General features: G+C 46.3%; 20 protein-coding genes. 16 read left to right on the top strand and 4 right to left on the bottom strand.

Annotated features, from left to right (window positions below; genetic code table 11):
• Positions 1–129: 129 nt before the first annotated feature.
• Entirely contained in the window at positions 130–759 is a 630-nt protein-coding gene (locus AACT19_RS21220) for a response regulator transcription factor (protein ID WP_004729724.1), read from the top strand.
• Here the strand turns inward: AACT19_RS21220 and AACT19_RS21215 are convergent.
• Complete coding sequence (locus AACT19_RS21215; RefSeq protein ID WP_009844702.1) at positions 756–2,507, bottom strand: potassium/proton antiporter; 1,752 nt, start codon at positions 2,505–2,507, stop codon at positions 756–758. The two genes, AACT19_RS21220 and AACT19_RS21215, sit on opposite strands and share 4 nt — an antisense overlap.
• A gap of 448 nt (positions 2,508–2,955) precedes the next feature.
• Here AACT19_RS21215 and AACT19_RS21210 point away from each other — a divergent pair, with 448 nt between their 5' ends.
• From AACT19_RS21210 to AACT19_RS21195, 4 genes are all read left to right on the top strand, one after another.
• Positions 2,956–3,222, top strand: a complete 267-nt coding sequence (locus tag AACT19_RS21210; RefSeq protein ID WP_004729726.1) for a DUF4212 domain-containing protein — start codon at positions 2,956–2,958, stop codon at positions 3,220–3,222.
• A 10-nt stretch (positions 3,223–3,232) separates the two neighbouring features.
• Entirely contained in the window at positions 3,233–4,936 is a 1,704-nt protein-coding gene (locus tag AACT19_RS21205) for a sodium:solute symporter family protein (RefSeq protein ID WP_004729727.1), read from the top strand.
• 211 nt (positions 4,937–5,147) lie between these two features.
• On the top strand, positions 5,148–5,534 hold the full coding sequence (locus AACT19_RS21200; RefSeq protein ID WP_004729728.1) for a hypothetical protein: 387 nt from the start codon (positions 5,148–5,150) through the stop codon (positions 5,532–5,534).
• 12 nt (positions 5,535–5,546) lie between these two features.
• Positions 5,547–6,932: a class II fumarate hydratase gene (locus AACT19_RS21195; RefSeq protein WP_076648668.1), complete on the top strand. Its 1,386-nt coding sequence runs from the start codon at positions 5,547–5,549 to the stop codon at positions 6,930–6,932.
• Between the two features lie 152 nt (positions 6,933–7,084).
• On the opposite strand, the gene AACT19_RS21190 is transcribed toward AACT19_RS21195, so the two are convergent.
• Positions 7,085–10,516, bottom strand: coding sequence for a hybrid sensor histidine kinase/response regulator (locus tag AACT19_RS21190; protein WP_165689853.1), 3,432 nt, complete (start codon positions 10,514–10,516; stop codon positions 7,085–7,087).
• Positions 10,517–10,625: 109 nt separating this feature from the next.
• A complete protein-coding gene (locus AACT19_RS21185; protein WP_017077574.1) occupies positions 10,626–11,816 on the bottom strand; it encodes a 3-phenylpropionate MFS transporter in 1,191 nt (396 codons plus the stop codon).
• Positions 11,817–12,049: 233 nt separating this feature from the next.
• On the opposite strand from AACT19_RS21185, the gene AACT19_RS21180 reads away from it, so the two are divergent.
• The 9 genes from AACT19_RS21180 to fis all read left to right on the top strand — a co-directional run bounded on the left by AACT19_RS21180 (position 12,050) and on the right by fis (position 21,855).
• Positions 12,050–13,882, top strand: a complete 1,833-nt coding sequence (locus AACT19_RS21180) for a DUF294 nucleotidyltransferase-like domain-containing protein (protein ID WP_076648664.1) — start codon at positions 12,050–12,052, stop codon at positions 13,880–13,882.
• Positions 13,883–13,893: 11 nt separating this feature from the next.
• A complete protein-coding gene (locus tag AACT19_RS21175; protein WP_004729733.1) occupies positions 13,894–14,526 on the top strand; it encodes a 3'-5' exonuclease in 633 nt (210 codons plus the stop codon).
• 218 nt (positions 14,527–14,744) lie between these two features.
• Positions 14,745–16,694: an acetate--CoA ligase gene (gene acs, locus AACT19_RS21170; RefSeq protein ID WP_004729734.1), complete on the top strand. Its 1,950-nt coding sequence runs from the start codon at positions 14,745–14,747 to the stop codon at positions 16,692–16,694.
• 323 nt (positions 16,695–17,017) lie between these two features.
• Positions 17,018–17,467 carry a type II 3-dehydroquinate dehydratase gene (gene aroQ / locus AACT19_RS21165; RefSeq protein WP_029224581.1) on the top strand — a complete coding sequence of 150 codons (450 nt, stop codon included), beginning with the start codon at positions 17,018–17,020 and terminating at the stop codon, positions 17,465–17,467.
• Positions 17,468–17,541: 74 nt separating this feature from the next.
• Positions 17,542–17,991, top strand: a complete 450-nt coding sequence (accB, locus tag AACT19_RS21160; RefSeq protein ID WP_076648662.1) for an acetyl-CoA carboxylase biotin carboxyl carrier protein — start codon at positions 17,542–17,544, stop codon at positions 17,989–17,991.
• Positions 17,992–18,006: 15 nt separating this feature from the next.
• Entirely contained in the window at positions 18,007–19,350 is a 1,344-nt protein-coding gene (gene accC, locus AACT19_RS21155) for an acetyl-CoA carboxylase biotin carboxylase subunit (RefSeq protein WP_004729738.1), read from the top strand.
• A 188-nt stretch (positions 19,351–19,538) separates the two neighbouring features.
• The gene (gene prmA, locus AACT19_RS21150) at positions 19,539–20,426 is read left to right on the top strand and encodes a 50S ribosomal protein L11 methyltransferase (protein ID WP_017083825.1); all 888 of its coding nucleotides are present in this window, start codon (positions 19,539–19,541) and stop codon (positions 20,424–20,426) included.
• Positions 20,427–20,566: 140 nt separating this feature from the next.
• Positions 20,567–21,535, top strand: a complete 969-nt coding sequence (gene dusB / locus AACT19_RS21145; RefSeq protein WP_004729742.1) for a tRNA dihydrouridine synthase DusB — start codon at positions 20,567–20,569, stop codon at positions 21,533–21,535.
• 23 nt (positions 21,536–21,558) lie between these two features.
• Entirely contained in the window at positions 21,559–21,855 is a 297-nt protein-coding gene (gene fis / locus AACT19_RS21140; RefSeq protein WP_004729744.1) for a DNA-binding transcriptional regulator Fis, read from the top strand.
• Between the two features lie 93 nt (positions 21,856–21,948).
• On the opposite strand, the gene zntR is transcribed toward fis, so the two are convergent.
• A complete protein-coding gene (zntR, locus tag AACT19_RS21135; protein WP_076648660.1) occupies positions 21,949–22,386 on the bottom strand; it encodes a Zn(2+)-responsive transcriptional regulator in 438 nt (145 codons plus the stop codon).
• Positions 22,387–22,711: 325 nt separating this feature from the next.
• On the opposite strand from zntR, the gene purH reads away from it, so the two are divergent.
• Positions 22,712–24,304: a bifunctional phosphoribosylaminoimidazolecarboxamide formyltransferase/IMP cyclohydrolase gene (gene purH / locus AACT19_RS21130; RefSeq protein WP_076648658.1), complete on the top strand. Its 1,593-nt coding sequence runs from the start codon at positions 22,712–22,714 to the stop codon at positions 24,302–24,304.
• A gap of 282 nt (positions 24,305–24,586) precedes the next feature.
• A complete protein-coding gene (gene purD, locus AACT19_RS21125) occupies positions 24,587–25,876 on the top strand; it encodes a phosphoribosylamine--glycine ligase (protein ID WP_076648656.1) in 1,290 nt (429 codons plus the stop codon).
• Positions 25,877–25,980 lie beyond the last annotated feature (104 nt).

Genomic DNA, 25,980 nt, shown 5'->3' with positions numbered 1-25,980 from the left:
TCCGAGTAACGCTTTCTTATTCCGGGGATAAAAGTCGATATGGTTCAGACTTTTAATGCATAAATATTGTCCACATACTCAATCAGGATGATAATAAATATTAACTAAATTGTTAAAAGTATGAACGTCATGGACTCGACCTATACCATCATCATTGCTGATGACCATCCTCTTTTTCGCAACGCCCTGTTTCAGTCAGTTCATATGGCGATCAGTGGTGCGAACCTGCTTGAGGCTGATTCCCTCGATGCCTTACTGACTCTGCTAAAGAAAGAGGATGAACCAGACCTGTTGCTTCTCGACCTTAAGATGCCGGGTGCAAACGGGATGTCTGGCCTAATTCAACTGCGTGCTGAATACCCAGATTTACCAATTGTGGTGATCTCTGCCAGCGAGGATGCCAGCGTTGTCACTCAAGTGAAGAGCCACGGTGCCTTTGGCTTTATTCCTAAATCGAGTGATATGCGTGAATTGGTCAGCGCACTCAATCAAGTGCTGAATGGCGACCCGTTCTTCCCTGAAGGGCTGATCACCAACAATGCAGCCTGTAGCGACCTTGCGGAAAAGCTTTCCACATTGACGCCTCAACAATACAAAGTGTTAGGAATGCTATCGGACGGCCTACTGAACAAGCAAATTGCGTACGAATTGAATGTTTCGGAAGCGACCATCAAGGCGCATATGACAGCCATCTTCCGTAAACTGGATGTGAAAAACCGAACTCAAGCAGTTATCTTGCTACAAGAAATCCACAATTAAGCTTCGTTTACATCCTCTTCTAAAGTCGTCTTAGGCAAACATAAACCCAGCTTGACGACTTTATGATCATCTATATCTGCAACCACCCAAGTGATGTCATGCCACTCGAAGCTGTCGCCTAATACCGGGTGTGCCCCAAGCTCTTGATCAACCAATTGTTTTAGCGTCATTTCTCGCTCTTCTTCCGAGCCAAGTTCAATACCATAACAATCGCTTACCGCAGCGACCGATAACCCAACATCTAAGAAGAAGTCACCAAAGAATCGAGCGGCTTCTTCTGCCAAAGGTGCCTCACTGAAGAGCTCACTTAGGCTACCTAGGTCTTTATCTTGACCAAGTACACAGAGAATATCGTTCGCCTCTAATATGGTACTGCCCGATGGGTGAAGCAAGGCATCTTGTCGAAACAGTGCGGTAATGCGTGTCCCTTCTGGCATCGATAAACGCTTGAGCGGTTCACCGACACACCACTTTTCCTCTTTCAGCTTGTAGACAAACATCTCCCATTCACTGGTCGGATAAATCTCGATACCGGTGCGAGAAATCGGTGTTGGCGTTGGCGGTAGAGTCACTTTAGCGAGTCTTGCGACTTTCATTAAGCTGCCGCCTTGAACAATCAGTGAAACCATAACCACGAAGAAGGCGATATTGAAATACAGCTGAGCATTTGGCAGGCCAGCCATCATCGGGAAAACCGCCAAAATGATCGGAACTGCACCACGTAAACCGACCCAAGAGACAAACCAGCGCTCCTTGGTGGTAAAGCTTCTGAACGGCAACAACCCCAACCAAACCGACACTGGACGAGCAAACAAAATCATACCGAAAGCCAGTGCTAACGCAGGAAGTGCAATGTCCATTAAGGTCGATGGTGTCACCAATAAACCCAACACCAAGAACATCACGATCTGACTTAGCCACGTCATACCGTCTAAGACATTAAGAATAGAGTGTCGAGAACGCGTTGGACGATTACCAATGAACAGACCGACTAGGTAAATCGATAATATGCCACTACCACCAAGCATGTTAGAGAACGCAAACAGAGCCACGCCCCCACTGAGTACCAGAATGGAATAAAGGCCATCAGCCAGTTGTACTCGATTGATTAAGCTCCATAGAACCCAGCCGCCGCCGATACCAACAAGAGTACCGATACCAAACTGCATCGCAAAGCTTTGCAGTAGGAAGTTCATTCCCATCTCAGCATCAGGGTTACCTAACAGCGCAATTAAGGTCACCGTCAGGAAGACCGCCATTGGGTCGTTAGTGCCTGATTCGATCTCTAGAGTTGAACCCACACGCTCATTGAGACTCTGCCCTTTCAGCAAAGAGAATACCGCTGCCGCATCGGTTGAACCAACAATCGCCCCGACCAAGATGCCCTGCATTAATGACAAGTCAAACAGCCAAGCCGCCATTAATCCGGTTAAGGTTGCTGTACATGCGACACCTATCGTCGCCAGCGAGAGCGAAGGCCAGAAAGCGACCTTGAAGCTCGCCACCTTGGTTCGCATACCGCCATCCAACAGAATCACGGCAAGCGCAAGGTTACTCACCAAGTAGGTCAGTGAGTAATCATCGAAATGAATATTACCGGGTCCATCTTCACCCGCTAACATACCAACGAACAAAAAGATCAAAAGAATAGGAACGCCCAATCGAGAGGACACTTGTGAGAAAAGCACGCTGATGGCGATGAGTACGGCACCAGTCAAGAATAAGTGGTTAATGGTTATTGCGTCCAATTCGTTCCCCCAAAGAATAAAATCCGAGCTTTAAGCCTGTTGATCTTTTGCCACTAGCTTGTTGATCTTCTGCCGTTTAGCAAGGCACGGTCGGTGAAAGTGCCGTAGTTACTATAACAAACTTATGTTTCGCTTCGTGTCATAAGCAGGGCTAAATACCGTTTCTCGGTCATTTAGTTGTTAAATTTTATGACTCGCAGTCTAATTCATCCCTTTTTGTTAGACCTTTGGCTAATTTAACAATACTGTAACATCACATTTTTCTATGGTTATGTCTCCTAGCTCCCATATTTCAGTACATTAGCGCTAATACCATCCCGACTAAAGTTGCACAGATCCCTTGACTTATCCTTGCTACATTCTAAATCGTAACATTACGTTAACACGCTATTTTACAAAACGGTTTCACAAAAACGGTTTCTACGAAAACGGAATAAAGGAGAAGGCAATGGCGTTCGAATCTACGGAACATGCTCAAGCCTACTGGAAGGAAAACTTGGGAATAATGGGAACACTACTCGCAATATGGTTTGTGGTGTCTTACGGCGCTGGCATCTTATTTGTGGATGTCCTCAATACCATTCAATTTGGCGGATTTAAGCTAGGTTTTTGGTTCGCTCAACAAGGTTCAATTTATACCTTCGTGGCGTTGATATTTATTTACGTTGTTCGCATGAATAAGCTGGACAAAAAATACAACGTACAGGAAGACTAGAGGCTAGAACATGGATATTCAAACTTGGACGTTTATTCTCGTCGGTATTACTTTCGCAGTATATATCGGCATCGCAATCTGGGCTCGCGCTGGAACAACCAGTGAATTCTACGTTGCTGGCGGCGGCGTACACCCAGTAGCAAACGGCATGGCAACCGCCGCTGACTGGATGTCGGCAGCATCATTCATCTCAATGGCAGGTATCATCTCATTCGTTGGTTACGACGGTGCGGTTTACCTAATGGGTTGGACAGGTGGTTACGTACTACTTGCGCTATGTTTAGCACCTTACCTACGTAAGTTCGGTCAGTTTACGGTTCCTGATTTCATCGGTGAACGTTACTACTCGAAAACAGCACGTATGGTAGCGGTATTCTGTGCAATCTTCGTATCATTTACGTACGTTGCAGGCCAGATGCGTGGTGTTGGCGTTGTATTCTCTCGTTTCCTAGAAGTTGATATTAACCTAGGCATCATCATTGGTATGGGTATTGTGTTCTTCTACGCAGTGCTTGGTGGCATGAAAGGCATCACTTATACACAGGTAGCTCAATTCTGTGTCCTCATTTTCGCCTTCCTTGTTCCAGCAATCTTTACCTCAATCATGATGACGGGTAACCCACTTCCACAAGTTGGTATGGGTTCAACGCTATCAGGCACGGATGTTTACCTTCTTGATAAACTGGATGGCCTAACCGAAGAGCTCGGATTTACCGCCTATACCGAAGGTAACAAGAGCATGGTGGATGTATTCTTTATCTGTGCAGCTCTAATGGTCGGTACTGCGGGTCTTCCACACGTAATCATTCGCTTCTTCACAGTACCAAAAGTACGTGATGCTCGTATCTCAGCGGGTTGGGCACTACTATTCATCTCATTGCTATACACAACAGCACCCGGCGTTGCAGCGTTCGCTCGTGTAAACATGATTGAAACGATTAACGGTCCTGACATGCAAGGTGTCGCAGCAGTAGACGCACCAAGCTGGTATAAAAACTGGGAAAGCACTGGCCTAGTAGGTTGGGAAGATAAGAACGGCGATGGCAAAATGTTCTACTCGGGCGATGAACGCAACGAGATGAAGATTAACCGTGACATCATCGTACTGGCTTCTCCAGAGCTAGCAAAACTACCTAACTGGGTTGTAGCACTACTTGCAGCCGGTGGCCTAGCAGCCGCACTATCAACAGCCGCAGGTCTACTATTGGTAATCTCAACGTCGATTTCACATGACTTGTTGAAGAAAGGCTTTAGACCAAACATGACCGACAAGCAGGAGCTATTAGCCGCTCGTTTGGCTGCCATGGTCGCGATTGTTGGCGCAGGTTACTTGGGTATTAACCCACCAGGCTTCGTAGCTCAGGTAGTAGCGTTTGCCTTCGGCTTAGCCGCAGCATCCTTCTTCCCAGCGATTATCCTAGGTATCTTCTACAAGAAGATGAACAAGGAAGGCGCTATTGCAGGTATGTTGTCAGGTATTGCCTTCACAGCAAGCTACATCATCTACTTCAAGTTCATTAACCCAGCAGCAAGCACACCGGAAAATTGGTGGTTTGGTATCAGCCCAGAAGGCATCGGTACGCTAGGTATGTGTCTAAACTTTGTAGTATCAATTGCAGTGAACAAAGTGACCGCTGAAGTTCCTGAAGATGTACAAGAGATGGTTGAGTCTATCCGTTATCCTAAAGGTGCAGGTGAAGCTCACGACCACTAAGAAGCTCGCGACTTAGTGACTAGGATAATAAGCACTTAGAAAATGAATCAGTACTTACATTGTAGGGATTAGGTACTAACTCAAGAAAGCCGATACTTTATGTATCGGCTTTTTCTTTTTCCCTGCCATTTTATAAAAAGACTAAAGAAAGGGTTGTTTTTAAATTATCATTTGATAATAATTATCATTAACATCCATTAAAGAGATGCAAATGATGATGAAAGAGCAGCAGGTTCTCTATTCAAGATTTTACAAAGCACAGGATCGCTTTGCTTCATTAGAGCAAGTTCAAGGTAACGAACCGTTTGTGATTCGAGACTATATCGAATGCGCACTCACGCTGTCGGCTTACTATGAAAAGCATGCCGCTCAAGAAAATATCTTGTTGTGTGAACTGTACCTGCGCCAAGTTTTCTTTCATTTAATTGAAGCGATTGAGTCTCCTGACCACAGTTTCGCCTTTCGTCATATCTGCCTAGACTCTATTCACTCGCCACTATTTTATTTAAAACGCCACTACCGCCAGCAACCGCACGGCCAAGCGCGTTTTTTGAATATCAGCCAGACACTACAACAAGTCCAAGCCCCACTTGGCTAACAAGGATAGAACATGACCCAAGAATTTCGGATTGAGAAAGACAGCATGGGCGAAGTTAAAGTCCCTATCGATGCGCTATACCAGGCACAAACTCAACGTGCCGCGGATAACTTCGCGTTTAGCTCGCACAAGATGCCAACCAGCTTTATTCAAGCACTGGCGTTAATTAAGCAAGCCGCCGCCGATACCAACGCTCAATTAGGCTTATTAGAAGGTGATATTGCCAAGGCAATTGCCGAAGCCAGCCAAGAGATCATCGATGGTAAACATCTCGATCAATTCCCGATTGATGTTTACCAAACCGGTTCTGGTACCAGCTCCAACATGAATGCCAACGAAGTCATTGCCACGCTCGCTTCAAGAAGCTTACAAGGCGACGTGAACCCCAATGATCACGTCAACATGGGTCAAAGCAGTAACGATGTCGTGCCAACGGCGATCCAAGTGAGCGTTGCTTTGATGACAGAAAACAAATTGTTGCCTGCATTAACTCACCTTTCTGCAGCACTTACCGTTAAACAGCAAGAGCTTGCTGAGGTAGTAAAAACAGGTCGTACTCACCTAATGGATGCGATGCCGATTACCTTTGCTCAAGAGCTTGGTGGTTGGAAGTTCCAGATTGAACACGCTAAGCAAGCCATTGAAAGCAGCTTGCCAGCAATCAAGTCGCTTGCTCAAGGTGGCACAGCGGTAGGTACGGGGATCAATGCTGACCCACGCTTTGCCGATAAGTTTGCAAGTAACCTGTCTCAATCAACAAAGATCAGTTTTACCTCGAGTGAAAACTTCTTTTTTAACCTCAGCAGCCAAGACGCGATCGTTGCGTTTTCTGGTCAGCTTAAAACTGCAGCAGTTGCGATCCTCAAGATCTCAAACGATCTTCGCTGGATGAACTCAGGCCCGCTGGCTGGCTTAGGGGAAATTGAGTTACAAGCGCTGCAACCGGGCTCGTCTATCATGCCAGGAAAGGTCAACCCTGTGATTCCAGAGGCTGCAGCCATGGCAGCAGCGCAAGTGATTGGTAATGACACCACGATCACGATTGCTGGCCAATCGGGTAACTTCCAATTGAATGTGATGCTGCCGGTTATTGCTCATAACGTTCTAGAAAGCATAGAACTATTAGCCAACAGCTCAGTCGCACTGGCTGATAAAGCAATTGCTACCTTCACGGTGCGCCAAGACAATCTCGATTTAGCACTGTCAAAGAACCCAATTCTAGTGACGGCGCTCAACCCTGTGATTGGCTACCTAAAAGCAGCAGATATTGCCAAGAAGGCCTACAAAGAAGGTTTACCGATTCTTGATGTGGCAGAAAGAGAAACCGATCTTAGCCGAGAAGAACTCAGCAAACTGCTCAACCCAACCACACTGACGCAGGGTGGTATTGCTGGTTAGTTAGCTAGTTATTTATCTATCTATCTATCTATCTATCTAGTTAGTTAAAAAGCGAATAGGCATTAACAATTCTTACTGAAACAAAAAAGGCCTCATCCGAGGCCTTTTCTACATCCGTTCATTAATTAGAAATTCGAGCTGATTATTCCTAATTAACTCACCCGATTTAGAACTGCTCTGAGTTTTAGCGGCTTGACGGGTTTAGCTATAAAGCTGAAGCTATTGGCTTTTATTGCTGCCAGCATGTCATCGGTTCTATCAGCACTGATGATGACCCCTTCAAAAGAGTCCCCAAGGCGTAAACGACACTGCTGCAGGACTTCGAGTCCGGTTCGGCCATTATCCAAACGGTAATCAGAGAAAATCACATCCGGCTGCCAATCATCATCTAGGCACTTCAAGCTTTCGACTAGATCAACGGCTGTCTTAACCTCACAACCCCAACGACCAATCAAGTTCTCCATACCGACTAAAATCTCTCGTTCATTATCGACACACAATATTTTCAAGTGCTCGATATCACTGGTCGCCATTGGCGTCGAAGCTTGCACAACCGGAGCCACTTTTTCCGCCCGAGCCAAGGTGATAGAAAAGACACTGCCTTGCCCCGGCCATGAGCGCATCGATATTTGATGACCAAGCACATGGGCAATACCTTTGGAGATGGCTAATCCTAGCCCTAACCCCTGATCAGCACGCACTTGGCTACCACGAGTAAATTCTTCGAAGATCTCTTGTTGCTTGTCTTCATCGATACCGGTTCCGTTATCCCACACATCAATTCTAACCTGACCATTCACTCGTCTCGCACCCAGTACGACTTTCCCTTCCGGGTTGTAACGAAACGCATTGGTCAAAAAGTTCTGAATCACTCGTCTTAATAATTTAGGGTCAGAATGAATGAACAATGACGATGGGATCATTTGAAACTGGATTTTTTGTTGTATCGCTAAAGCGCTAAATTCCGCATTCAAATTGGTTAGTACATCATGCACGGCAATCGCATGAATGTTGGTTTCTAACTTGCCGGATTCCAAGCGCGAGATATCCAATAAATCACCAATCAGATCTTCAGCCGCACCAAGCGCACTTTCGATATGAGAAGAAAGCTGTTTGACCTCTTGTTCTTTGGCTACCTCAGATAGAGAAGAAGCAAACAAGCGAGCAGCATTTAATGGCTGCATCAAATCGTGACTCACAGCCGCAAGAAAACGACTCTTGGATTGTGATTCTTGATCAGAGATTTGCGTCGCCTTTACCAAGCGATGGTTAAGCTTCTCGAGTTCTTGAGTTCGTTCATGCACTCTCGATTCCAAGCTTTCGTTAGCATCTTTTAGCGCTTGCTCTGCTTGTCGGAATACCGTGATGTCGGTAAAGCTCATCACAAAGCCACCACTTGGCATCGGGTTACCTTGCACTTCAATCACTCGACCATCAGGACGAATACGAGAAGAAGTATGTCGGGTGCCTTGTTCAAGGTGATAAACACGGCGGCGAACGTGATCTTCCGGGTCGCCAGGACCACACAAACCTTGCTCAGCATTGTGACGAATCACATCTGAAATGGGTCGACCAACCTGAATCAAGCCAGCAGGGAACTCAAACAGTTCTAAGTAACGTTGATTCCACGCCACCAGCCTCATTTGTTTGTCTATTACGGCAATGCCTTGACCAATATGTTCAATCGCGCCTTGCAGTAAACCACGGCTGAAGTCGTACAATTCCGAGGCTTCATCAACGATGGTCGCCACTTCTTCAAGTTGCATGTTTCTGCCCTGTAAAGCAGAAGTGAGTACTAACTTAGCAGACGAAGCACCGAATACACCGGCGAGTACGCGCTCTGCGTGTCTAATCAGGCTTGCTGGAGCTTGTTGATTGGGAAGTAACGGCTGGCCGTGTTGCTGCCAATAGCTGTGTAAGGCGCTTTTCGCTCGCTTGCGACCCACAAAACGCGATGCCAACATCTCTAATTCTGCGACTGTCACACGGTTTTGATAGAGGCTGATGTTCTCATTTTCAGGCAGTGGTGTACCAACAAATGCTGCCGATTGTAAGCGCTCACTTAGGCTTGGTCTGGTCGTCATTGAGACCACGGCATAGCACAAGGTATTGAGTAAAATACTCAGCACTATGCCCCAATTTGAGCTGCTAACATCCCAACTTCTCAGCAGTTCTGGCGGCGTGATAATCCACAGCAGTAAGTTACTGTCGCTATCGCCCGCTAGCATGCTGGTTTGACTCATCAAGGTAATCAGCCAGATCACCGAACCGACAAGCAAACCGACATAGACACCCTTTCGGTTTCCGGGACGCCAGTACAATCCACCAATTAATGCAGGTGCGAACTGAGCAATCGCAGCAAAAGAAAGAAAGCCAATAGCCGACAATGAATGGATAGTATCGAGGGCCTGATAAAACAACCAAGCACCAAGTAACAGCAGCAAAATTAACCCACGTCGAATCACCAGTAACAGGCCAGAAAAATGTCGATGTGTTCTTTGGGTTAGACGCATACGACGCAGCAGCAATGGCATCACTAAATCATTCGACACCATGATCGCTAATGCGATGGTCGATACAATCACCATGCCACTCGCCGCCGAAGTACCTCCGAGGAAAGCTAACAAAGCAATGTGATTCGCACCTTCTGCCATTGGCACGCTGATAACGTAAGTATCAGCCGGCATGTCAGTGAGCAACCCTTGTCCTGCCCAAGCAATTGGCAGCACGAACAGTCCCATCAAAATCAGGTAAAGCGGAAACAGCCAGCGAGCAGTATGCAAATCTTGAGGACGTTCGTTCTCAACCACCATGGTGTGAAATTGGCGCGGCAGACAGACAATCGCCAACATGGTTAAAACGGTATGAATAATTAAGGTCGGAATATTCGGCGATTCATAGGTGGAAGCCGCCACATCAAGCAGGTCGATTTTGTCACTGCTCACCGCCAGGTACATGATGAACAAGCCAACAATCAAAAATGCCGCGAGCTTAACAATGGATTCAAACGCTACAGCCATCATCATGCCACGGTGGTGTTCAGTGTTATCGATGTGTCGCGTGCCAAACAACATCGTAAAAATGGCCAATGCACCGACCACAAACCAAGAGACGTGATAGTCCTGATAACCAAAATCAGTGGCTAGGTTTGGCGCAACAATATCCAACCCCATGGTAATACCGCGCAACTGCAGGGCGATATACGGAAGAATACCAACCACAGCGATAATGGTCACCGCCACCGCTAAGCCTTGAGATTTTCCATAACGAGCCGCGATAAAGTCGGCAATAGAGGTGATGTGTTCACGCTTGGCGATGAGGATCAGCCGAGCTAAGATCCGCCATCCCAACGTGAAAACCAAAATAGGGGCGAGGTAGATGGGCAAGAAGGACCATGGGTTATTGCTCGCCTGCCCGACCGTTCCATAAAAGGTCCAAGAGGTACAATACACCGCAATAGAAAGGCTATAGATCCATGGACGCCAGCGTGATAGCCAACGAACTTGCCTGTCTCCATACCAAGCGATCAAAAACAACACGCCCAAATAGGCTAAAGAGACTGGAATTACTATCCATCCTTGCATTAAAAACCCTTTTTCATCCATAAAAAACCTCTCCATAAGGGAGAGGTTTCATTTAACTAGGGAAGTGCGTTTAACTCAATCGCATCGCTTAAATTCTGTGCTTTAGGCTTTAATTCTGAGCATCAGATTGAGCTGAGGCTGTTTGATTAACCTCAACCACTGAGCTTCTTTCATCGACCTTAATAAACAAGGCAAGTGCTCCCATTGCGGCCATACCCCAGAAGATATTGGCACCCCAAAGCTCATATCCCCAACCACTTAAGGTTGTCATCAATGCGATAAATGCACCCAATGGAATCGCATTATAGAGAGCTTGTAGCGCAACCATCTTGTTCTGTTCTTCAGATTGGATATATTGAATCGCTGCGATGTGTGCCATAGCAAACGTCACACCATGCAGCAGTTGCACCATAACCAGTGCGAAAATCGCTGTGGTAGAAGCGGTAATACCCCAACGAGCCATTACCCCGATTGCCGCTACCACGAACAGAGTACGCAGTGACCAACCAGAGAATAAGCGCTTACTTAACGCAAATACGGCCACCTCAGCGACAACACCAAGGCTCCACAAATAACCGATGATCGCTTCTGAGTGACCGGCTTCTTTCCAATAAATTGCACTAAAGCTGTAGTAAGCCGCATGGCTACCTTGCAACAGTGCCATCAAGGCTAAAAATTTCACCACTGATGACTCGCGCAGTAACTCACCTAGTTTTGGTCGCACCGCTTGTTGCTCAGATTGTGTTACTGGCATCACATTGGGATTTCTCATCGCAAGAATCAACGACAGCAACACACCGGCAAGCGCAGTATACAAAATCATGTCAGTGCCGAATTCAGCCACTAGATAACCAACCACGGTTGAACCCGCGATAAAAGCAACCGAACCCCAAAGGCGAGTTCGGCCGTAGTCGAGCATCTTAAGACGACTGTAATGGTTAGCCATTGCGTCAGAAAGAGGAATGATCGGCCCACAACACAGATTAAACAGTACCGTTGCCAGCAACATCAGTATAAAACTGCCACCCGTAAAAAAGTGGAAGCCGACAAACAACAGCGCGGCGAAACTCAAACAGCGTAAAGCTGGCATCAAGTGTTCAACTTTATGGATACGTGGCGTAATCACTAAGTTGGCCACACAACGCGTCGCAAAGCCGATACCAATCAATACACCAATATCACCAGCAGACACGCCTTGGTCTTCAAACCACAGCGCCCAAAATGGCAAGTACACGCCATACGCAAAAAAGAAACCAAGAAAATACTGAGAGATCCAGCCATAGGGTGAAGGGCTAAACATAAATAACCTATAAAGTGTGCGGAAAAAGGCAGCACCAATTATGCCTATCTCGCATACGATGAAAAAGGGAATTATTACTGGGATAGTATTCCTATATTCAATTTACTTGGATATCGCATTTCAACGAGATATCTCAGGCTCATCGATACCCATACTCTCATTTAGACTAAAGTCGTCTGGAGCTTCGCTGGTATTTTGTCAGACTGATTAAAGACTCCCATTTTCTTCTTGTGATGCTTATGCCTGACAAATTTAATATGCAGCACCCACCCTTCGATAGCCTGTCCGACACAGAACAGCTGAAGCTGCGCTCTTCATTAGACGTGGTGTATTACCGCTCTCAAGAAGTAATCCTGGAAGCCGATAGGCCGAGCCGACACCTGCACATTTTGATCAAAGGGGCTGTTGAAGAGCGTGCGAGCAGTGATGGCGAGATTTACGCACACTATGCCAATGACGATATTTTTGATGTCCGAAGCCAGTTTGAACCTCACACCAAACACCAATACATCGCGCTCGAAGATACATTAAGTTATCTGCTACCCACCGAGATTTTTCTCGAGCTTTACCACGCTAATGGCCAATTCGCCGCCTACTTTGATAGCAACCTATCAACACGTAAAGCACTGATCGAAGCCGCCCAACAGCAGCAGAATCTAGCCGAGTTCATATTGACCAAAGTGGATGGCTCTATCTATCACCCACCACTGATACTTGAACCGAACCAACCTATCAACCAAGTCACTCAAACCCTTAAAGAACGAGGGTTGGACTCAGCTCTCGTTCATTTGGAACATGATGATCCAAAAGCTTTTGGATCATCATGTTCCTTACCGTATGGAATCGTCACTCGAACCAATTTATTGCATGCTGTGATGCTCGATAATTTCCCACTGGATGCGCCCGTCGGCAAGATCGCGACGTTTCCGGTGATGCACGTAAATCAAGGCGACTTCTTATTTAACGCCATGATTACCATGACCAGAAATCGGGTAAAAAGGTTGATGGTTTGTGATGGTCTAAATGCGGTTGGCATGGTGGATATGACACAGATCCTCAGTGCATTCTCCACTCACTCTCACGTTCTTACTTTGCGTATTGCGCGAGCCACCAGCATTGAAGAATTGGCAATGGCTTCTAACAAACAGCGTCAACTGGTCGAGAGCTTGCTCAGTAACGGGATTCGCACACGCTTTATCATGGAGCTGATTTCTGCGGTTAATGAACAGATCATAGAGAAGGCTTTTGAGTTGGTGATCCCACCTGCACTGCATAATCATTGCTGCCTAATCGTGTTGGGTTCCGAAGGCCGTGGAGAACAAATTCTCAAAACCGATCAAGACAACGCGCTAATAATTCAAGATGGCTTGGAGTGGCATCAATGCCAAAGTGCCATGAACGATCTCACCCACACACTGCAGCAATTGGGCTATCCACTCTGCCCGGGCAATGTGATGGTCAACAACCCGAAATGGGTACATTCAGAAAAAGAGTGGAAACAAACGCTCACCCGTTGGGTAAAAAAAGCCACGCCAGACACTGTAATGGATATTGCTATCATGGCGGATGCACACGCCGTTGCGGGTAACAGAGAGTTATTAAAACCAGTAAAACAACACCTCAGTGATTTGATGCTCGGACAGGAATTGATTCTGACTGAATTCTGCCGCCCTGCTCTGAACTTCTCGGTTCCCCTCACCCTGTTTGGCAATGTAAAAAAATCCAAATCAGGGCTCGATATCAAACAAGGCGGCATTTTCCCTATCGTGCATGGTGTGAGAGCGCTTTGTCTTGAGCATGGTGTCACGGTCAACAACACCTTCGAACGCATTGAGCAACTGGTCAGCAAGAAGGTATTAGAGCAAAGCACCGCAGACAATCTCAGTGAAGCTCTCAAACAATTCTTTAAGTGGCGCTTGGCCCAAAGGCTTTCTCAGCAGCACAGCAGCAACAAGATCAACGTCAAACTGATGGAGCGAGCAGATAGAGATCTGCTTCGTCATAGCCTACATGTAGTGAAGAAATTCAAGCAATGGCTCGGCTACCACTATCAGATAAGAGATTAGGCGGCTGAACGATGAATAGATTGGTTCGTTATTACTGGCATCACAAGCTCAAAGGCTCTCCTTACCAGCCTCTGTTTGCTACGCCTACACATAATGAATATGTATCGCTCGATTGTGAAACCACCAGCCTCGACCCTAATCAGGCGGAATTAGTCACTATTGCCGCGACAAAAATCATAGGTAACCGAATCATAACCAGCCAACCTTTTGAAGTTCGACTCAGAGCACCTCAGTCACTCGATTGCAATTCCATCAAAATCCACCGCATTCGCCATCAAGATCTAAAGCACGGTATAGAAGAGAAACAAGCCCTAATTGAGCTACTGAACTTCATCGGAAATCGTCCTTTAGTCGGCTATCACATCCGCTATGATAAAAAGATTCTCGACCGTGCCTGTTTAAAACAGCTTGGATTTCCACTGCCTAACCGATTAGTCGAAGTGAGCCAGCTCTACCAAGACAAACTCGAAAGGCAGCTACCCAATGCCTATTTTGACCTCAGTATCGATGCCATCTGTCGTCAGCTCGATTTACCTATCCCGGTCAATAAACATGATGCATTACAAGACGCTATCTCCGCGGCGCTGATTTTTGTTCGCCTAAAGCACGGCGACTTACCGCGCTTCAACTCTTCGTATACCTAATTCAACAACTGCCTTTCCACATAGAGAGCAATCTCTCAAAAATGAACTTAACTCGCTATTTTTTAAGTGAAAAGCGGCGTCTCATCCTAAAGTCTAATTGTGGAAATCGCCGTCCTAGCCGAGAGTGATAGCACAACGACGGTTCTGTAATAGACCTAGAAACTGAACACAAAGGAAGTTGCCAGTTCATTAGGAATGTAGGCACAAGGAGAGATGCAATGAGTGAAGCCCACGTTTATCCGGTAAAAGAAAATATTAAATCAACCACACACGCGGATAATGACACTTACCTAGCCATGTACCAGCAATCTGTTTCTGATCCTGAAGGCTTTTGGGGTGAACACGGAAAAATCGTTGATTGGATTAAGCCTTTCACACAGGTAAAAAACACCTCTTTCGACCCTGGCCACATTGATATTCGCTGGTTTGAAGATGGCACGCTTAACGTTTCGGCTAACTGTATCGACCGCCACCTTGCTGAGCGCGGTGATGAAGTCGCTATCATCTGGGAAGGCGATGACCCTGCTGATGACAAAACGCTAACTTTTAATGAACTACACAAAGAAGTGTGCCTGTTTTCAAATGCTCTGAAAGAGCAAGGCGTACGTAAAGGCGATGTGGTTTGTTTATACATGCCAATGGTTCCAGAAGCTGCAGTTGCCATGCTGGCATGTACCCGTATCGGTGCGGTTCACACAGTCGTATTTGGTGGTTTCTCACCAGAAGCTCTGTCTGGTCGTATTATCGATTCAAATTCTAAAGTCGTGATCACTGCCGATGAAGGCGTGCGTGGCGGCCGTGCGGTGCCACTGAAGAAAAACGTCGATGAAGCACTGACTAACCCTGAAGTGAAGAACATCGAGAAAGTTGTGGTATTCAAACGCACCGGCGGTGATGTTGCTTGGCACGAACACCGCGATGTGTGGTGGCATGATGCTATCGCAAATGTATCGGCAGATTGCCCACCAGAAGAGATGAACGCAGAAGACCCACTATTCATCCTTTATACGTCAGGCTCTACAGGTAAACCTAAAGGTGTTATGCACACCACAGGTGGCTACCTTGTTTATGCAGCCATGACCTTCAAATACGTATTCGACTACCAAGAAGGCGAAACCTTCTGGTGTACAGCGGATGTAGGCTGGATTACCGGTCACACTTACCTTGTTTACGGGCCGCTTGCCAATGGCGCAAAAACAATCCTATTCGAAGGCGTGCCTAATTACCCGAACACCAGCCGTATGAGTGAAGTGGTCGATAAGCATCAAGTTAATATTCTTTATACTGCACCAACAGCGATTCGCGCTTTGATGGCGAAAGGCAATGAAGCGGTTGAAGGTACTTCTCGTGACAGCCTAAGAGTCATGGGTTCGGTAGGTGAACCTATCAACCCTGAAGCGTGGGAGTGGTACTACAAAACAATTGGTAATGAGCAGTCTCCGATTGTCGATACATGGTGGCAAACAGAAACGGGCGGTATCTTAATCTCACCACTGCCGGGCGCAACAGACCTAAAACCGGGGTCAGCGACTCGTCCATTCTTCGGTGTGCAGCCCGCACTAGTTGATAACATGGGTAACATCATTGAGGGTGCAACAGACGGCAACCTTGTGATTCTTGACTCTTGGCCGGGACAAATGCGTACAGTACATGGCGATCATGACCGTTTCGAACAGACTTACTTCTCAACCTTTAAAGGCATGTACTTCACTAGTGATGGTGCTCGTCGTGATGAAGACGGTTACTACTGGATTACTGGCCGTGTCGATGACGTGCTTAACGTATCTGGTCACCGTATGGGTACCGCTGAGATTGAATCCGCTCTAGTGGCGTTTGATAAGATTGCTGAGGCCGCGATTGTCGGTATTCCTCATGATATTAAAGGCCAAGCCATTTACGCTTACATCACGTTGAATGATGGTGAGTTCCCAACTGCAGAGCTTCATAAAGAAGTAAAAGACTGGGTACGTAAAGAGATTGGTCCTATCGCAACGCCAGATGTCCTGCATTGGACAGACTCTCTGCCAAAAACTCGTTCGGGTAAGATCATGCGTCGTATCCTGCGTAAAATTGCCACCGGCGATACTGGAAACCTAGGTGATACCTCGACACTGGCCGACCCAAGTGTGGTTGATAAACTGATTGCTGAGAAAGCTGAACTGGCATAAGCAACCCGTCACATTAGCTAATCACTGTTTAAAACAGACCATAACGAAACCGTCACCTATGTGGCGGTTTTTTTATGGCCGATCTTGATCTCAAATATCTTCGATAAAATTAAAGCCATCGTGGTTTTTTGTTAAGTTGATAACAATTCCATGCTGTACTTATAGGAGATTAGACCAGTAAATTGCTGCGATTTGCGCTGAATTAGCTATAATCTGGTTCTAATTTTTAAATTTGGGTTTTTCTTACTGGAAATTAACCCCAAATTTTCAATAAAATGGCAACATTCACATTCGTAAACACGATAAAGGAAGATAGCCCCACAATGTCTACAAAGTTTCGCATTCTAGTTTTAAATGGCCCAAACCTTAACCTGTTAGGCCTTAGAGAGCCTGCACACTACGGTTCTCAAACACTTGACCAGATTATTAGCTCATTGACCGAGCAAGCGAAAACACAAGATGTTGAGCTGTCTCACTTACAGTCAAATCGTGAGTATGAACTGATTGAAGCTATCCATAGTGCTTATCAAAATGTTGATTTCATTATTATCAACCCAGCGGCCTTTACACATACCAGTGTGGCGTTGCGTGATGCACTACTTGGTGTTGCTATCCCATTTATTGAGGTTCACCTATCGAATGTTCACGCACGTGAATCATTCCGTCACCACTCTTACCTATCTGATAAAGCAGAAGGTGTGATTTGTGGCTTAGGTGCCCAAGGTTATCAATTTGCTTTGACGGCTGCGCTCAACAAGCTCAACGCAAAGTAAATAAAAACAACGAACTATTACTAACCTACTCAGTCAAAGAGTAAGTTCAATCAACAGATAAAGAGAAAGAAACAATGGATATTCGCAAAATCAAAAAGCTAATCGAATTGGTTGAAGAGTCTGGTATTTCTGAGCTAGAAATCTCTGAAGGTGAAGAGTCAGTACGAATCAGTCGTAACAGCCCTGTATCTGCAGCACCGATTCAATATGCAGCGGCTCCAGCTCCTGTAGCGGCAGCACCTGCGGCGGCTCCTGTAGCAGCAGAGCCAGCAGCTCCTGCAGTTCCAGCTGGTCACCAAGTTCTTTCTCCAATGGTTGGTACTTTCTACGGCGCTCCAAGCCCAGATGCAAAACCATTCGTTAAGGTTGGTCAATCTGTAACTGCTGGCGAAACGCTATGTATCGTTGAAGCAATGAAAATGATGAACCAAATCGAAGCTGATAAATCTGGTGTTGTAACGGCTATCCTAGTTGAAGACGGTCAACCAGTAGAATTCGACCAAGCTCTAGTAATTATCGAATAATAGAGAGCACTCATTATGTTAGATAAATTAGTAATCGCGAACCGTGGTGAAATTGCACTGCGTATTCTGCGAGCATGTAAAGAGCTTGGCATCAAAACGGTAGCGGTTCACTCAACAGCTGACCGCGATCTTAAGCACGTACTGCTTGCTGACGAAACCATTTGTATCGGTCCAGCTCGTGGTATCGATAGCTACCTAAACATCCCTCGTATCATCAGCGCAGCTGAAGTAACGGGTGCAGTAGCTGTTCACCCTGGCTACGGCTTCCTATCTGAAAATGCAGATTTTGCAGAACAGGTAGAGCGCAGTGGTTTTATCTTCGTTGGCCCTAAAGCTGAAACCATTCGCATGATGGGTGACAAGGTGTCAGCTATCACGTCAATGAAGAAAGCTGGCGTACCTTGTGTACCGGGTTCTGACGGCCCTCTTGATGATGATGAAGTGAAAAACAAAGCGCACGCTAAGCGCATTGGTTTCCCTGTAATCATCAAGGCATCTGGCGGCGGCGGCGGTCGTGGTATGCGTGTTGTTCGTACTGAAAAAGAACTAACAGAAGCTATCGCAATGACTCGTGCTGAAGCAAAAGCATGTTTCAATAACGACATGGTTTACATGGAAAAATTCCTAGAAAACCCACGTCACATTGAAGTACAAGTGCTTGCAGATGGTCAAGGCAATGCTATCCACCTAGGTGAGCGTGACTGTTCAATGCAGCGTCGTCACCAGAAAGTTGTGGAAGAAGCGCCAGCACCGGGTATCACTGAAGAGATGCGTAAGTACATCGGTGACCGTTGTACTCGTGCATGTCTTGAGATTGGTTACCGCGGCGCAGGTACATTTGAATTCCTATACGAGAACGGTGAGTTCTACTTCATCGAAATGAACACTCGTATCCAGGTTGAGCACACGATTACTGAAATGGTAACTGGTATCGACTTAGTGAAAGAGCAACTTCGCATTGCTGCTGGTCAGCCTCTATCATTCACACAGGATGATATTAAGCTGCGCGGCCACTCAATCGAATGTCGTATCAACGCGGAAGATCCAGTTCGTTTCTTACCATCTCCAGGTAAGATCACGCGCTTCCATGCTCCAGGTGGTATGGGTGTTCGTTGGGAATCTCACATCTATACTGGCTACACAGTACCACCACACTACGATTCAATGATCGGCAAGCTGATCACTTACGGTGAGAACCGTGACGTAGCGATTGCACGTATGAAGAACGCACTAGCAGAAATGATTGTTGAAGGTATCAACGTCAATACTGAGCTGCAATTAGCGATTATGAACGACGAAAACTTCCAACACGGTGGGGCAAACATCCACTACCTTGAGAAGAAGCTTGGTCTGCAATAGAAGCTAGCCTTCCGTAATGAGTTCTCTATAGAACACTAAAAAATGCTCACTTCGGTGAGCATTTTTGTTTTTAGTGCTCCGGAAAAGGCAAGCTAAAATCCCCATGATAATGCGTGGGGTTTTGATGAATTTGCTCATATTTTCTGCTAGACTCCCCATCCAATTTTTCTCATATAGAAGATGCAGCCATGCCTTGGATTCAAATCAAGCTTAATGCGACCAATGAAAATGCCGAACAAATCGGCGACATGTTAATGGAAGAGACTGGTGCTCTTTCTGTAACTTTCCTGGATGCACAAGATACCCCTGTATTTGAGCCTCTGCCGGGTGAAACTCGCCTTTGGGGTGATACTGACATTCTCGCGCTTTACGACGCTGAGACTGATACTGGTGTCGTTCTAGCGCAGATTAAAGCAAGCAACATGTTCCCTGCAGACTTTGCTCATAAAGTAGAGCAAATTGAAGACAAGGATTGGGAACGTGAATGGATGGACAACTTCCACCCAATGAAGTTTGGTGAGCGTTTATGGATCTGCCCTAGCTGGCGCGATATCCCTGAACCTGACGCTGTAAACGTAATGCTGGATCCCGGTCTTGCATTTGGTACAGGTACTCACCCGACAACGGCATTGTGTCTTGAGTGGCTTGAAGGCTTAGACCTTACAGGCAAAACCGTGATCGATTTCGGTTGTGGTTCAGGCATCCTAGCGATCGCTGCGATCAAACTTGGCGCGGCAAAAGTTATCGGGATCGACATTGATCCTCAAGCCCTGCTTGCATCAAAAGACAACGCACAACGCAATGGCGTGGCAGAGCAACTAGAAGTGTTCTTACCACAAGATCAACCGGAAGGTTTACTTGCTGACGTTGTTGTTGCCAACATCCTTGCAGGCCCATTACGCGACCTTTCCGGCATCATTAAAGGCCTAGTTAAGCCAAATGGTGTACTTGCGATGTCGGGTGTTTTAGATACACAAGCGGAAGATGTTGCGACTTATTATCGTGATGAGCTTCACATTGATCCGATCATTGAACAACAAGAATGGTGTCGAATCTCAGGTCAGAAGCAAGGCTAGGTAAGACTTTGAGCGCTAATTGACTGAAATTTAAACAAATTACAAAAACAAATTGTAAATGCTCAAATATTAGTCTTTTCACGCAGCGAAAAAATGCGTAAAATGCGCGCCCTTGCTGGTACAGAACTGTGATGACATTTTTGAAAATCGGAAATTATCAACTTAAGAACAATCTAATCGTCGCTCCTATGGCTGGCGTAACGGATAGACCATTCCGTGAGTTGTGTCTTCGTTACGGTGCGGGGATGGCAGTCAGTGAAATGATGTCCTCCAATCCTAAAGTTTGGAAAACGTCAAAGTCTCAGCAGCGTATGGTACATGAAGGCGAATCGGGCATTCGTTCAGTACAAATCGCTGGTGCAGATCCACAGCTTATGGCCGAGGCTGCTCAATTTAATGTCGATAACGGTGCGCAAATCATCGATATCAACATGGGATGTCCAGCCAAAAAAGTGAATAAGAAGCTTGCGGGCTCAGCCCTACTGCAGCATCCAGAACTCATTGAAGATATTCTGAAAGCGGTGGTAAATGCTGTCGACGTTCCAGTAACGTTGAAAACGCGCACAGGCTGGGACACAGACAACAGAAACTGTGTTCAAATCGCGAAAATAGCCGAAGACTGCGGCATACAAGCTCTTGCCCTTCATGGGAGAACTCGCGCTTGTATGTACAAAGGTGAGGCAGAATACAAACACATTAAAGCAGCGAAACAAGCAGTATCTATTCCGGTTATCGCTAACGGTGATATCGATAGCCCGGAAAAAGCGAAGTTTGTGCTGGAGTACACCGGTGCTGATGCTTTAATGATAGGTCGACCTGCCCAAGGACGTCCTTGGATTTTTAACGAAATCCTACACTATTTGGAAAACGGCACCACGATGGACCCGCTCCCGATTTCGGAAGTGAAAGACATCATGCTTGGTCATGTGAACGCTCTACATGAGTTTTATGGCGAGTTTTTAGGCCCCCGAATTGCTCGTAAGCATGTGGGTTGGTACCTAAAAGAACATGAACAAGCGAGTGAGTTTCGCCGTACCTTCAACGCATTCGAAGCAGGTGATCTGCAGCTTGAAGCGCTAGAAGGTTTTTTTGATAACGTTGCACCATAATTACGAGAAGAGCTAGACCGAATATGTTCGAACAAAATCTGACTTCAGAAGCATTGACAGTAACTACAGTTACATCACAAGACCAAATCACGCAGAAACCACTACGTGACTCAGTTAAAGCATCATTGAAAAATTACCTTGCTCAATTAAACGGTCAAGAAGTCAGCGAGTTATACGAATTAGTATTAGCTGAAGTTGAACAGCCACTACTAGACACTATCATGCAGTACACTCGCGGTAACCAAACTCGCGCAGCAACCATGATGGGTATTAACCGCGGTACTCTTCGCAAGAAACTTAAAAAATACGGCATGAACTAATCGTTCTTTCGTAATTTATTGAATGGAAAGCCAAGCTCATTTTTTGAGTTTGGCTTTTTTTTGGCTTGTCGAACCGTAATAGGTGGCTGATTACTATCCAGTGCGACAGCAGCGCTCTTTATCAACGTTTGCTGAATCCAAGGCTGCCAGAATAGAACAATGGCTTGCATCGTCGTCTACGTGGCCACAACACGCATCATTGATCTTTTTAAGTGCAGTGCGAATCTTGGTTAACTCAGTAATCTTCTCATCGATCATCTCTAGTTTTGCTGAGGTAATTGATTTCACTTCAGCGCAACTGTGCTGTGTGGCTTCGAGACGAATCTCAAGCAATTCTTTAATCTCGTCCAGACTCAGTCCCAACGCTTTAGATTTGAGAATAAACGTCACCTGTTTCTGGTTATTTTCATCATATAGGCGATAACCCGACTCACTGCGACTGGCTGGCGCGATCAGGTTATTCTTCTCATAAAATCGTAAGGTATCGGCTGTCACACCGCATCGTTTCGCTAATTCACCGATCTGAAACATGTTTTTTCCTACTGTTCCGTCCATTCCACAATTAACCTTATCGTTACTTTTCAGGCTGAAATGGCACTTTTCATAATTAATTTTGAGATGCCAAACGATTGCGCGAGCTTTTTTGTAATAAATTAGTTAGAATCTGCGCCATCAAATTTGGAGTTGGTTATCTTATAGCTTAATCATAAGACTAACCCAAAAGGTCTTTACCAAAACTGGCCAATATTTTATCTCTTACTGGTATCTAAGATAATCCACGCTAAGAAGATAGAAACAAGTTCTTTTTTGGCAAATATCTTTATTTTAACCCCATGAATTTGAGGAAGATGGAAGCATGAATAACGCTCGTCCAATTCGCCGCGCTCTCATCAGCGTATCAGACAAAACTGGTATCGTTGAATTTGCACAAGCTCTTGCTAACCGTGGTGTAGATATTCTATCTACCGGTGGCACTGCTCGCCTGCTTGCTGAAAAAGGCATCTCTGTTACAGAAGTATCTGACTACACTGGTTTCCCAGAAATGATGGATGGCCGTGTTAAGACTCTGCACCCAAAAGTTCATGGTGGTGTTCTAGGCCGTCGTGGCCAAGATGATGACGTGATGGAAACTCACGGTATCAACCCTATCGATATGGTTGTTGTAAACCTATACCCATTCGCAGAAACCGTTGCTAAAGAAGGTTGTACCCTTGCTGACGCTGTTGAGAATATCGACATCGGTGGCCCAACAATGGTTCGCTCTGCGGCTAAAAACCACAAAGACGTAGCGATCGTTGTAAACGCACACGACTACGAGCGCGTTGTCACTGAAATGGACGCTAACGAGAAATCTCTAACCCTAGAGACTCGCTTCGACCTCGCTATCGCAGCATTCGAACACACGGCTTCTTACGACGGCATGATCGCTAACTACTTCGGCACTATGGTTCCATCATACGGTGAGAACAAAGAAGGTGACGAAGAAAGTAAATTTCCTCGCACGTTCAACCAACAGTTCGAGAAGAAGCAAGACATGCGCTACGGTGAGAACAGCCACCAAGCAGCAGCTTTCTACGTTGAAGCAAACCCTGAAGAAGCGTCTGTATCTACAGCTCGTCAAATCCAAGGTAAAGCACTTTCTTACAACAACATCGCTGACACTGACGCAGCACTTGAGTGTGTGAAAGAGTTCGACCAGCCAGCATGTGTAATTGTTAAGCACGCTAACCCATGTGGTGTTGCACTAGGTGAAGACATCCTAGAAGCTTACGACCGCGCATTCAAAACAGACCCAACGTCTGCATTTGGCGGCATCATCGCTTTCAACCGTGAACTAGACGCAGCAACAGCAACGGCTATCACTGAGCGTCAATTCGTTGAAGTTATCATTGCACCATCTGTTTCTGCTGAAGCAGTAGCAATCGTAGCGGCTAAGAAAAACCTTCGCCTGCTTGAGTGTGGTGAGTGGACAACTAAGACAACTGGTTTTGACGTGAAACGCGTTAACGGTGGTTTGCTAGTGCAAGACCGCGACCAAGGCATGGTTTCTGAGGATGACCTAACCGTCGTTTCTAAGCGCCAACCTACAGCGGAAGAACTAAAAGACGCGCTATTCTGCTGGAAAGTAGCGAAGTACGTTAAATCTAACGCTATCGTTTACTCGAAAGGCGACATGACGATTGGTGTGGGCGCTGGCCAAATGAGCCGCGTTTACTCTGCAAAAATCGCAGGCATCAAAGCAGCAGACGAAGGTCTACAGGTTGAAGGTTGTGTGATGGCATCAGATGCATTCTTCCCATTCCGTGACGGTATCGACGCGGCAGCAGAAGCTGGCATCAAGTGTGTTATCCAACCGGGCGGCTCTATGCGTGATGACGAAGTTATCGCTGCAGCAGACGAACACGGCATGGCGATGATCTTTACGGGCATGCGTCACTTCCGCCACTAATTTCCTCTTCGTATTTGGCACTGTGGCGTCGTTAGCTGCTTTCGCCCACCCCGGTCACATAGCGGACTATGCTCCCGGGGATGGGCTCAATTGCTGCCTAGCCACATCACCAACTACTTTGAGCAAAACTTATAATTTTATTTTTTAAATATTCCGATATTTGAAATACGTAGAGCAAGTCAGTGACTTTAGTTCAAGGACAACACGCGGAGCTTATGACCATAAGTGAGCATGTTTGACACAGAAATAAAGGCTCTGAAGCAGCTATAAGGATTTTAAAACATGAATGTATTGATTATCGGTGCCGGCGGTCGTGAGCATGCACTTGGTTGGAAAGCGGCACAAAACCCAAACGTTGAAACAGTATTCATTGCTCCAGGTAACGCAGGTACTGCACTTGAGCCGAAACTAGAGAACGTAAACATCGGCGTTGAAGACATCGCTGGTTTAGTCGCGTTTGCTCAAGATAAAAAAATCGAACTGACTATCGTGGGCCCTGAAGCACCATTGGTTATCGGTGTGGTTGATGCATTCCGCGAAGTTGGCCTACCAATCTTTGGCCCAACTCAAGCGGCAGCACAGCTTGAAGGCTCTAAAGCATTCACTAAAGACTTCCTAGCTCGTCATGATATCCCAACAGGTTACTACTCAAACTTCACTGAGATTGAGCCAGCTATCGCTTACGTTCGCGAGCAAGGCGCTCCTATCGTAGTGAAAGCTGACGGTCTTGCGGCAGGTAAAGGCGTTATCGTTGCGATGACACTTGAAGAAGCTGAAGACGCAATCAAAGACATGCTAGCAGGCAACGCATTTGGCGAAGCAGGCAGCCGCGTGGTGATTGAAGAATTCCTTGAAGGCGAAGAAGCAAGCTTCATCGTAATGGTTGATGGTTCTAGCGTACTTCCTATGGCTACCAGCCAAGATCACAAACGTGTTGGCGACAAAGACACAGGGCCTAACACGGGCGGCATGGGTGCTTACTCTCCTGCGCCGGTTGTAACTCCAGAAATCCACAACCGTATCCTTGAAGAAGTTATCTACCCAACGGTACGTGGCATGGACGCGGAAGGCGCACCTTACACAGGTTTCCTTTACGCTGGCCTAATGATCGATGCTGACGGCACACCTAAAGTTATCGAATACAACTGCCGCTTCGGCGATCCAGAAACGCAACCTATCATGATGCGTATGGAGTCAGACCTTGTTGAACTTTGCCTAATGGCTATCGACGAGAAGCTCGACGAAGCAGAATCGAAGTGGGATCCACGCGCTTCAATCGGTGTTGTTCTTGCGGCTGGCGGTTACCCTGCTGACTACGCAAAAGGTGACGTTATTTCACTACCAACAAGCGACGTTGAAGGCCAAAAGGTTTTCCACGCGGGTACGACAAATAATGAAGCTGGCGACGTTGTGACAAACGGCGGTCGTGTACTTTGTGCAACAGCACTGGGCAATACGGTTTCTGAGGCTCAAGAGCGCGCTTACGCGTTGACGAAGCAAGTTAGCTGGAATGGTATGTTCCACCGCAATGACATTGGTTACCGTGCGATTGCGCGCGAACAAGAGCAGTAAACAATCTTGTTGCTCGCTTAGATTCGAGCGACAGCAAGTGAATAACAGAAAAAGGCGCCTCAATAGGCGCCTTTTTATTATCTCATTTATACCAATTCCATTAA

It is taken from the genome of Vibrio sp. 10N.222.47.A9 (assembly GCF_963872585.1).
GTDB lineage: Bacteria > Pseudomonadota > Gammaproteobacteria > Enterobacterales > Vibrionaceae > Vibrio > Vibrio splendidus.
Note: the sequence above shows the minus strand (reverse complement) of the source record. Positions and strands in the feature narration are given on the sequence as shown.

Excerpts from the sequence above, each read along its gene's own strand:
- accC (WP_004729738.1), top strand. The coding sequence starts at position 18,007 with ATGTTAGATAAATTAGTAATCGCGAACCGTGGTGAAATTGCACTGCGT.
- zntR (WP_076648660.1), bottom strand. The coding sequence starts at position 22,386 with ATGTTTCAGATCGGTGAATTAGCGAAACGATGCGGTGTGACAGCCGAT.
- AACT19_RS21175 (WP_004729733.1), top strand. The coding sequence starts at position 13,894 with ATGAATAGATTGGTTCGTTATTACTGGCATCACAAGCTCAAAGGCTCT.
- purH (WP_076648658.1), top strand. The coding sequence starts at position 22,712 with ATGAATAACGCTCGTCCAATTCGCCGCGCTCTCATCAGCGTATCAGAC.
- accB (WP_076648662.1), top strand. The coding sequence starts at position 17,542 with ATGGATATTCGCAAAATCAAAAAGCTAATCGAATTGGTTGAAGAGTCT.
- AACT19_RS21200 (WP_004729728.1), top strand. The coding sequence starts at position 5,148 with ATGATGATGAAAGAGCAGCAGGTTCTCTATTCAAGATTTTACAAAGCA.
- AACT19_RS21220 (WP_004729724.1), top strand. The coding sequence starts at position 130 with ATGGACTCGACCTATACCATCATCATTGCTGATGACCATCCTCTTTTT.
- fis (WP_004729744.1), top strand. The coding sequence starts at position 21,559 with ATGTTCGAACAAAATCTGACTTCAGAAGCATTGACAGTAACTACAGTT.
- AACT19_RS21185 (WP_017077574.1), bottom strand. The coding sequence starts at position 11,816 with ATGTTTAGCCCTTCACCCTATGGCTGGATCTCTCAGTATTTTCTTGGT.
- AACT19_RS21210 (WP_004729726.1), top strand. The coding sequence starts at position 2,956 with ATGGCGTTCGAATCTACGGAACATGCTCAAGCCTACTGGAAGGAAAAC.
- AACT19_RS21190 (WP_165689853.1), bottom strand. The coding sequence starts at position 10,516 with ATGCAAGGATGGATAGTAATTCCAGTCTCTTTAGCCTATTTGGGCGTG.
- acs (WP_004729734.1), top strand. The coding sequence starts at position 14,745 with ATGAGTGAAGCCCACGTTTATCCGGTAAAAGAAAATATTAAATCAACC.
- AACT19_RS21195 (WP_076648668.1), top strand. The coding sequence starts at position 5,547 with ATGACCCAAGAATTTCGGATTGAGAAAGACAGCATGGGCGAAGTTAAA.
- AACT19_RS21205 (WP_004729727.1), top strand. The coding sequence starts at position 3,233 with ATGGATATTCAAACTTGGACGTTTATTCTCGTCGGTATTACTTTCGCA.
- prmA (WP_017083825.1), top strand. The coding sequence starts at position 19,539 with ATGCCTTGGATTCAAATCAAGCTTAATGCGACCAATGAAAATGCCGAA.
- aroQ (WP_029224581.1), top strand. The coding sequence starts at position 17,018 with ATGTCTACAAAGTTTCGCATTCTAGTTTTAAATGGCCCAAACCTTAAC.
- AACT19_RS21180 (WP_076648664.1), top strand. The coding sequence starts at position 12,050 with ATGCTTATGCCTGACAAATTTAATATGCAGCACCCACCCTTCGATAGC.
- purD (WP_076648656.1), top strand. The coding sequence starts at position 24,587 with ATGAATGTATTGATTATCGGTGCCGGCGGTCGTGAGCATGCACTTGGT.